Below are 8,875 nucleotides of genomic sequence, written 5' to 3'. Positions count from 1 at the left end.
AGGGAGCAAAATGTGGGAGGGGCTGCCCCCGATGGCAGTGGATCAGTCAACATTCATGTCAGACCGCTATCGGGGGCAAGCCCCCTCCCACAGGGGACCGCATTGCAATCAGGGAGTTAGAAAAAGCCCAACGGATTGATGTCGTAGCTCACCAGCAGGTTCTTGGTCTGCTGGTAATGGTCCAGCATCATCTTGTGGTTCTCACGCCCCACACCCGACTTCTTGTACCCGCCAAACGCCGCATGCGCCGGGTACAGGTGATAGCAGTTGGTCCACACGCGCCCGGCCTTGATCGCCCGGCCCATGCGGTAGGCGCGGTTGATGTCGCGAGTCCACAAGCCGGCGCCCAGGCCGAACTCGCTGTCGTTGGCAATCGCCAGGGCTTCAGCCTCGTCCTTGAAGGTGGTAATGCCCACCACTGGGCCGAAGATTTCTTCCTGGAACACGCGCATCTTGTTATGGCCCTTGAGCAGGGTCGGCTGGATGTAATAACCGCTGGCCAGGTCGCCTTCCAGGCGCTCGGCTGCGCCGCCGGTGAGCAGCACCGCGCCCTCTTCCTGGGCGATTTTGAGGTAGGACAGGATCTTGTCGAATTGCTGCTCGGACGCCTGGGCGCCGACCATGGTTTCGGTGTCCAGCGGGTTGCCGCGCTTGATCTTGACGATTTTCTTCATCACTTCGGCCATGAACGGCTCGTAGATCGACTCCTGCACCAGCGCCCGCGACGGGCAGGTGCACACTTCGCCCTGGTTGAAAAACGCCAGCACCAAGCCTTCGGCGGCTTTTTCGATGAACTGCGGTTCAGCCTGCATGATGTCTTCGAAGAAGATGTTCGGCGATTTGCCGCCCAGCTCCACGGTGGACGGAATGATGTTCTCGGCGGCGGCATGCATGATGTGCGCGCCCACCGGGGTGGAGCCGGTAAAGGCGATCTTGGCGATGCGCTTGCTGGTGGCCAGCGCCTCCCCGGCTTCACGGCCAAAGCCCTGCACAATGTTCAACACGCCCGGCGGCAGCAGGTCATTGATCAGCTCGGCAAACACCATGATCGACAGCGGCGTTTGTTCAGCCGGCTTGAGCACGATGCAGTTGCCGGCGGCCAGCGCCGGAGCAAGTTTCCAGGCGGCCATCAGCAGCGGGAAGTTCCACGGGATGATCTGCCCGACCACGCCCAGCGGCTCGTGGAAGTGATAAGCGGCGGTCAGTTCGTTGATCTCGGCGGCGCCGCCTTCCTGGGCGCGGATGCAACCGGCGAAGTAGCGGAAATGGTCAGCGGCCAGGGGCACGTCGGCGTTGAGGGTTTCGCGCACGGCCTTGCCGTTGTCCCAGGTCTCGGCCACGGCCAGCACTTCAAGGTGCTGCTCGATACGGTCGGCGATTTTCAGCAGCACCAGGGAACGGTCCTGGGCAGAAGTCTTGCCCCAGACGTCGGCAGCGGCGTGGGCGGCGTCGAGGGCCTTGTCGATATCGGCTGCGTTGGAGCGCGGGAATTCGGCGATCACTTCGCCGGTCACTGGCGAGGTGTTGGTGAAGTATTCGCCGCTCAGCGGTGCGACGAACTCACCCCCGATGTAATTGCCATAGCGCGGCTTGAAGCTGACGATAGCGCCAGGGGTGCCAGGTTGTGCGTAGATCATGTTGAAGCCTCTGTCTGGGTCCGGGCCTGTCGGTCAACAGGCGATGCCCCGATAGTAAAGAGCCCCCGCTGCCGGGCGAATGCGCCGTTGGCAGGGGGGCACTGGTCATTTGGTCGTAGATTCAGTGCTTGGCGACCAGCTCTTTGGGCAACTTGAAGGTCCAGAGCATGCCGCCCTGGTTGAAGTCCTTGATGCGCTTTGCCACTTCGCCGCCCCACAACGGCACCGCGCCGCCCCAGCCGGAGAGCACCGACACGTACTGTTCGCCGTCCATTTCCCAGGTCACAGGCGAGCCGAGTACGCCGGAGCCGGTCTGGAATTCCCAGACTTTCTCGCCGGTTTTGGCGTTGAACGCCTGCAAGAAGCCTTCCGGCGTACCGGTGAACACCAGGTTGCCCTTGGTGGTCAGCACCCCGCCCCACAGTGGCGCGAAGTTCTTGTGGCGCCAGACTTCCTTGCCGGTCTTGGGATCGATGGCACGCAATACGCCGATGTAGTCTTCATTCAGCGGTTTGATGGTGAAGCCCGCCCCCAGGAACGCCGCGCCTTTCTTGTAGGCGATGCCTTCGTTCCAGATGTCCATGCCCCATTCGTTGGACGGCACATAGAACAGCCCGGTGTCGCGGTTGTAAGCCATCGGCATCCAGTTTTTCGCACCGAGGAACGCCGGCGCGACGAACACCGAGGTGCCCTTGGTTTCGCTGCCCGGCGCGCCTGGGCGGCTGGCTTCGTTGTAGATCGGCCGCCCGTTCTTATCCAGGTCGGTGGCCCAGGTGATCTTGTCGACAAACGGAAAGCCCCGGATGAACTTGCCGTTGGTACGGTCGAGCACGTAGAAGAAGCCGTTACGGTCGGCGGTGGCGGCAGCCTTGATCTCTTTACCGCCTTCGCTGTAGTTGAAGGAAACCAGCTCGTTCACACCGTCATAGTCCCAACCGTCGTGGGGCGTGCTCTGGAAGTGCCACTTGATAGTGCCGTCGTCCGGGTTCAGTGCCAGGCGCGAGGACGAGTAGAGGTTGTCGCCAGGGCGCAGGTGCGAGTTCCACGGGGCCGGGTTGCCGGTGCCGAACAGCAGCAGGTTGGTTTCCGGGTCGTAGTAGCCGCCCAGCCACGGTGCCGCGCCGCCGGTTTTCCACAGGTCGCCGGGCCAGGTCTTGCCGGCCTCGCCACCGGAGATGCCGTTTTCCACCGCCTTGCCGTCCTTGTAGACGTAGCCCATATGGCCTTCCACGGTCGGCCGGTTCCACAGCAGGTCGCCGTTCTTCGGGTCATAGGCTTCGATCTTGCCCACCACACCGAACTCGCCGCCCGCCACGCCGGTGATCAGCTTGCCGTTGATCACCAGGGGCGCGGCGCTGATGGAGTAGCCTTCCTTGTGGTCGGCGACTTTCTTGCTCCACACCACTTTGCCGGTGTCTTTGTTCAGCGCCACCAGCTTGGCGTCGAGGGTACCGAAGAACACCAGATCGCCGTACAGCGCCACGCCACGGTTGATCACGTCACAGCAGGGGCGGATGTCATCGGGCAGGCGCGCATCGTACTGCCAGAGTTTCTTGCCGGTGCGTGCGTCCACCGCGAACACCCGCGAGTAGGAACCGGTGAGGTACATCACCCCGTCCTTGACCATGGGCTGGCCTGCTGCCCGCGCTGTTTCTCGCCGCCGAACGAAAACGCCCAGACCGGGCGCAAGTCCTTGATGTTGTCCACGTTGAGGCTGTCGAGCGGGCTGTAGCGCTGGCCCTGCACGCCCAGGCCGTTGGTGACAATCTGCCCGGGGTTTTTCGGGTCCTGGAGGATATCCTGATCGGTGACGGCGGCCATGGCCTGGCCGGACAACAGGATGGCACCGAGCAACACACTCAAGGCGAAGGGTTGGCGACGTGCGGGTTGGGTCATGACGGCTACCTCTGCGGTTTTTGTTATACCCGGGAAATTTTCCCGGTCTGGTGCAGATTCTTGGGCGCAGGGACCGTTGTCACAATTGACCGCAGTATCGAGATTGCTAGTTCCTTAGTAGCGGGTGCATTTGCTCGCGCTCGTAACGCGGGTACAGGTGGCTGACGCTGCGGATCAGTTCATAGCGGCTCAGGCTGATCGCGGCGAAGCGTTCGGGGATGGGGCTGCGGATCATCTCCGCCATGTCGTTGCCCTGGGCCGCGCCGTCGCGCAGCAGTTGATCGAGCCAGGTGAGGTAGTCGCGCATCTGCGCGAAGGGCTGAAGGTCACTGGCCACCGGGCCGTGGCCGGGTACGATCAAGGTCCAGGGCAAGGCTTGCAGGGTGTCGATGTCCGCCAGCCACGCCGCCAGCCCTGGGCTGTTGGGCGTGGTGAGCGCACGCTGGTAAAACACCAGGTCACCGGCAAACAGCACGCCGGTGCTCTGATCGAGGATCGCCAGGTCGGCGCCGGTATGCCCGGTGAGTGCGAGCAGGCGCAGATCGTGGCGGCCAAGGCTCAGCACGCCGGGCTCCAGCGCCTGGGAGGGCAACACCACCTCGGTGCCGCGCATCCAGTCGCCGACCATGCGGTACAGGTTCTGCGCCATGCTGTCGCCCTGTTCATGCAGCAGGCGCGTGGTGTCGGCCAGGGCGCCGATGGGCACGTCCTTGAAGGCTTGGTTGCCCAGCGCATGGTCGGGGTGATGGTGGGTAATCAGCACCTGGATCACCGGCTTGGGGGTGACGCGGGCAATCGCCTCGCGCATCGCTTCGCCGTAGCGCCGCGACGGCCCGGTGTCGATCACCACCACGCCTGCCTCGGTGACGATGAACGCGGTGTTGACGATATTGCCACCATTGGCCTTGGCGAAGTTGTCGGTGCTGCCTTCAAGCAGCCAGGTGTCGTCGGCGATCAGCCGGGGTTTGAGGGCGTAGTCGAGGTCTGCCAGGACGGGCAGGCTCAGGCCCAGGCACAACAATAGAATCCAGCGCATGCCGCGCTCCTTCTGGTCAGGGGATGGCCGCGTCGAATTCGTTGCCGCTGTTGTCACGCATCACCAGGCGGGTGGGGCCCGGCGCGTCGAGGTCGAAGGCCAGGTTGGGGTTTTCGCTGACCGCCGGGAACAGCTCCAGCTCGGCCAGCACCTGGTCGTCCTGGCCACGCAGCTGTGCGTGGTTGATAAAGAATTCCGGGATGCCGCTGACCATGCCGTTGTCCATCGGGTGCGCCACCTGCACGCGCACTCGGCTGAATTCGCCACGGGGGTAACGCCCGCCCAGCACTTCGCCGATGTGCTCCTCCCAGCCCGGTTGGCTACGCACCACACTGGGCGCGGTGCAGCCGCCGCCGGCGGCGTCGATCAGGGTCGAGCCGACATGCCACAGCCCATCCTTGGTGAGCACCGCCGCACGCAACGGCGTGGCCTGCTCAATGCGGATGCGCAGCGACAGCCAGGGCAACACGCCGGCCTTGGGTTGGAAGTCGACAATCCTGGGCAGCGGGTTCAGCTCGGCCCAGGCCAGGATCTTCACCACCTCGCCCTTGAAGGCACGCGCATCGATTTCCAGCGGCACCTGGCGCGCATCCTCGGCGAAGGGCGGCGCCAGCAGTTTTACCCGCTCGTCGAACACAAACGGCGCATCCGCCAGCAACTGCTTGTGGTAGAACGCCCACATCACCGACGGCACCGGGTCGACCTCCACGGCGTGAGCCGCCAACGGCAGCCAGCAGGCCAATATGCAGCTCAGTCGCCAGTTCATCGCCTGCTCCTATTGGTACATCTCGGGCACTTCATACTGCAGGCCGTAATGGCGGTAGATGGCTTGCAGTGAGCCGTCGCGGATCAGGCCTTCGAGCGCCTCTTCCACGGCGTAGGCCAACTGGCGATTGCTTTCGTGCACGGCCATGCCGATCTCCCAGCGCTGCTTGCCCATGTTCGGATAGGCGTTTTGCGCCAGGGCCAGTTGCGGGTCGTGGGCCTCGTGCACCTGCCAGTCGATTTCACCGCGCATTGCCATCACCGCGTCGACGTCGCCGGCCTGCATGGCCGCAAACGCCTGGGGCACGCCGGGGTAGTGGCGGGTCTTGGCGGCGAGCATGCCGTTGAACACCGAGGTGAGGTAAAAGGACGGCACGCTGTCGACTTCGACGCCAATCGGGTGCTGCTCGAACACCGCCACGCTGGCGACCGTGTCCAGGCGCCGGCGGTCATAGGCCACCTGCCATTGTTCGTTCTGGTACGGCCCGAACATCACCACATGGCCGTTTTCCAGCTCGCCCTGGTCATTGCGTTTTTGCGCATAGGCGTGGTCGTAGGGGGCGCGCATCATCAGGTCGGCCAGTTGCTGATTGTGCAACGGGCTGCCGCGCCAGATGTAGTCGCGCAGGTCGTCGTCGAGTTTTTCCCCGGCCGGCGCCCAGATCAGGGTCAACTGCACCCCCAATGCCTTGGCCAGGGCCTGGGCCAGTTCCACGTCGACACCCCGTGGAGTGCTGCCGTCCTGGAAGCTGTAGGGGGCGAAGTCCTTGTACACCGCCACCTTGATCTCGCCGGCGGCGATCATCTGGTCATAGCTGCGCACCTGCGCCTGTGCCGTCTGGCAGCACAACAGGGCCAGGCCGAGCACATAAGCGAACAGGCGCATGGCTTACTCCTCGACGCGCACGGAGTCCAGGTAGGTACGCACCGCCCACAGGGCTTCCTGGCTCAGGTAGTCGGCCATTTTCGGCATATACACCCGGCCGTCGCGCACGGCGCCATGGCGTACCCGTTCGACAAACCACTCATCACCGGCCTCCCCCGCATCCAGCATGCGCAGGTCCGGGGCGATACCACCGGACTTGGCTTCCAGGCCGTGGCAGGCGGCGCAGTTCTGGTTATAGGCAGAGGAGCCGATTTCCACGGCCTTGTCATGTTCCGGCGAGGTGCGATACGGGTTCACCGCTGCCCAGCCATCGCCGTCCACCGGCACGCCGGCATCCTTGATCGCCGTGAGGCCCTTGGTTTCCACCGCTTGCGGGACGACGTTGCCATGGGCCCAGGCGGAGCCCGCGCCGATCACGCCGGCCAACAGCCCAGCCACAAACAAGGCACTGTGTTTTGTTGTCATTATTTTGCCCTCAGGATTGCACGCAACACCTCATTGCAGAGGCTATGGCAACCATCTTAGAAAGCCCTGGGCACGGGCCGTATGCTGCTTTGGTGGCCGCCCTCTCCTCCCTTGGTAGTAGGGCTTGTGGGGCACGCCTAAAACAGCGGCGGTCCGGGAAGTCTTCCCGGACACAGCGGGACATTTTCCGTATCCGTCCCCGGCCCCGGCGTTCCACCCTGTGCAGGCCAAAACCTCCACTGGGAACTGCAACCATGACAATAAGATCGCTACCCGCCCTCTCACCTTTGAGCCTTGCCGTGCAGGCCTTCCTGCTGGTCGGCAGCCTGTCCTTGAGCGCCACCGGCTTCGCCGCCGCCGAGCCTGCCCCTTCTACTCAAAGCCGACACGCAACGTCACCTGGGAAGACATCGCCAACGACCACCTGACCACCCAGGACGTGCTGCAATACGGCATGGGCACCAACGCCCAGCGCTGGAGCCCACTGGCCCAGGTCAATGACAAGAACGTGTTCAAGCTCACGCCGGCCTGGTCCTACTCCTTCGGCGACGAGAAGCAACGCGGCCAGGAATCCCAGGCCATCGTCAGCGACGGCGTGGTGTACGTCACCGGTTCCTATTCCCGCGTGTTCGCCCTGGATGCCAAGACCGGCAAGCGCCTGTGGACCTACAACCACCGCCTGCCCGACAACATTCGCCCCTGCTGTGACGTGGTCAACCGCGGCGCGGCGATCTTCGGCGACAAGATCTACTTCGGCACCCTCGATGCGCGCCTGATCGCCCTCGACAAAAACACCGGCAAAGTGGTGTGGAACAAGAAATTCGGCGACCACGCCGCCGGCTACACCATGACCGGCGCCCCGGTGCTGATCAAAGACAAGGTCAGCGGCAAAGTGCTGCTGATCCACGGCAGTTCCGGCGATGAATTCGGCGTGGTCGGCCAGCTGTATGCGCGCGACCCCGACACCGGCGAAGAAGTGTGGATGCGCCCGTTCGTGGAAGGCCACATGGGCCGTCTGAACGGCAAGGACAGCACACCGACCGGCGACGTCAAAGCGCCGTCGTGGCCCGATGATCCAACCACCGAAACCGGCAAGGTCGAAGCCTGGAGCCACGGCGGCGGCGCGCCTTGGCAGAGCGCGAGCTTCGATGCCGAGACCAACACCATCATCGTCGGCGCCGGCAACCCCGGCCCGTGGAACACTTGGGCACGCACCTCCAAGGACGGCAACCCCCACGACTTCGACAGCCTCTACACCTCGGGCCAGGTCGGCGTCGACCCGAGCACCGGCGAAGTGAAGTGGTTCTATCAGCACACCCCGAACGATGCCTGGGACTTCTCCGGCAACAACGAACTGGTGCTGTTCGACTACAAGGACAAGGACGGCAAAGTGGTCAAGGCCACCGGCCACGCGGACCGCAACGGCTTCTTCTACGTGGTCGACCGCAACAACGGCAAGTTGCAGAACGCCTTCCCGTTCGTCGACAACATCACCTGGGCCAGCCACATCGATCTGAAGACCGGCCGCCCCGTGGAAAACCCAGGCCAGCGCCCGGCCAAGCCCTTGCCGGGTGAAACCAAGGGCAAACCGGTGGAAGTCTCGCCGCCGTTCCTGGGTGGCAAGAACTGGAACCCCATGGCCTACAGCCAGGACACCGGGCTGTTCTACATTCCGGGCAACCAGTGGAAAGAGGAATACTGGACCGAAGAGGTCAACTACAAGAAGGGCTCGGCGTACCTGGGCATGGGTTTTCGCATCAAGCGTATGTATGACGACCACGTCGGCACCTTGCGGGCGATGAACCCGACCACCGGCAAAGTCGTGTGGGAACACAAGGAACACCTGCCGCTGTGGGCCGGCGTGCTGGCGACCAAGGGCAACCTGGTGTTCACCGGCACTGGCGACGGCTTCTTCAAGGCCTTCGACGCCAAAACCGGCAAGGAGCTGTGGAAGTTCCAGACCGGCAGCGGCATCGTCTCGCCGCCGATCACCTGGGAGCAGGATGGCGAACAGTACGTCGGCGTGACCGTCGGTTATGGCGGCGCGGTGCCGCTGTGGGGTGGCGACATGGCCGAGCTGACCAAGCCAGTGGCGCAAGGCGGCTCGTTCTGGGTGTTCAAGATCCCGAGCTGGGATAACAAGACCGCTCAGAAATAACCCATCAGCAAATGCCGGGGCGCGCTTTTTTT

General features: G+C 63.7%; 5 protein-coding genes and 2 pseudogenes. 1 reads left to right on the top strand and 6 read right to left on the bottom strand.

The window, feature by feature from the left end:
• Positions 1-116: 116 nt before the first annotated feature.
• The 6 genes and pseudogenes from exaC to pedF form a co-directional block, all read right to left on the bottom strand.
• Complete coding sequence (exaC, locus tag IQK56_RS28910) at positions 117-1,637, bottom strand: acetaldehyde dehydrogenase ExaC (RefSeq protein WP_193863426.1); 1,521 nt, start codon at positions 1,635-1,637, stop codon at positions 117-119.
• Between the two features lie 121 nt (positions 1,638-1,758).
• Positions 1,759-3,533 (bottom strand): annotated as a pseudogene (locus IQK56_RS28905) (PQQ-dependent methanol/ethanol family dehydrogenase).
• A 106-nt stretch (positions 3,534-3,639) separates the two neighbouring features.
• Entirely contained in the window at positions 3,640-4,569 is a 930-nt protein-coding gene (locus tag IQK56_RS28900; RefSeq protein WP_193863423.1) for a quinoprotein relay system zinc metallohydrolase 1, read from the bottom strand.
• Positions 4,570-4,585: 16 nt separating this feature from the next.
• Positions 4,586-5,335, bottom strand: a complete 750-nt coding sequence (locus tag IQK56_RS28895) for a quinoprotein dehydrogenase-associated SoxYZ-like carrier (RefSeq protein ID WP_150760625.1) — start codon at positions 5,333-5,335, stop codon at positions 4,586-4,588.
• Positions 5,336-5,344: 9 nt separating this feature from the next.
• On the bottom strand, positions 5,345-6,220 hold the full coding sequence (locus IQK56_RS28890) for a substrate-binding periplasmic protein (RefSeq protein WP_193901921.1): 876 nt from the start codon (positions 6,218-6,220) through the stop codon (positions 5,345-5,347).
• A gap of 3 nt (positions 6,221-6,223) precedes the next feature.
• Positions 6,224-6,685: a cytochrome c-550 PedF gene (gene pedF / locus IQK56_RS28885; RefSeq protein WP_122305778.1), complete on the bottom strand. Its 462-nt coding sequence runs from the start codon at positions 6,683-6,685 to the stop codon at positions 6,224-6,226.
• A gap of 254 nt (positions 6,686-6,939) precedes the next feature.
• Here pedF and exaA point away from each other — a divergent pair.
• Positions 6,940-8,843, top strand: a pseudogene (gene exaA / locus IQK56_RS28880) (quinoprotein ethanol dehydrogenase).
• The last annotated feature ends 32 nt before the right edge of the window (positions 8,844-8,875 follow it).

It is taken from the genome of Pseudomonas cyclaminis, assembly GCF_015163715.1.
Classification (GTDB): domain Bacteria; phylum Pseudomonadota; class Gammaproteobacteria; order Pseudomonadales; family Pseudomonadaceae; genus Aquipseudomonas; species Aquipseudomonas cyclaminis.
The sequence above is the reverse complement of the archived record's forward strand: the minus strand, read 5'-3'. Positions and strand labels throughout refer to the sequence as shown.

Bases quoted from the DNA above. Each gene is read 5' to 3' on its own strand.
- pedF (WP_122305778.1), bottom strand. From the start codon at position 6,685: ATGACAACAAAACACAGTGCCTTGTTTGTGGCTGGGCTGTTGGCCGGC.
- IQK56_RS28895 (WP_150760625.1), bottom strand. From the start codon at position 5,335: ATGAACTGGCGACTGAGCTGCATATTGGCCTGCTGGCTGCCGTTGGCG.
- IQK56_RS28900 (WP_193863423.1), bottom strand. From the start codon at position 4,569: ATGCGCTGGATTCTATTGTTGTGCCTGGGCCTGAGCCTGCCCGTCCTG.
- IQK56_RS28890 (WP_193901921.1), bottom strand. From the start codon at position 6,220: ATGCGCCTGTTCGCTTATGTGCTCGGCCTGGCCCTGTTGTGCTGCCAG.
- exaC (WP_193863426.1), bottom strand. From the start codon at position 1,637: ATGATCTACGCACAACCTGGCACCCCTGGCGCTATCGTCAGCTTCAAG.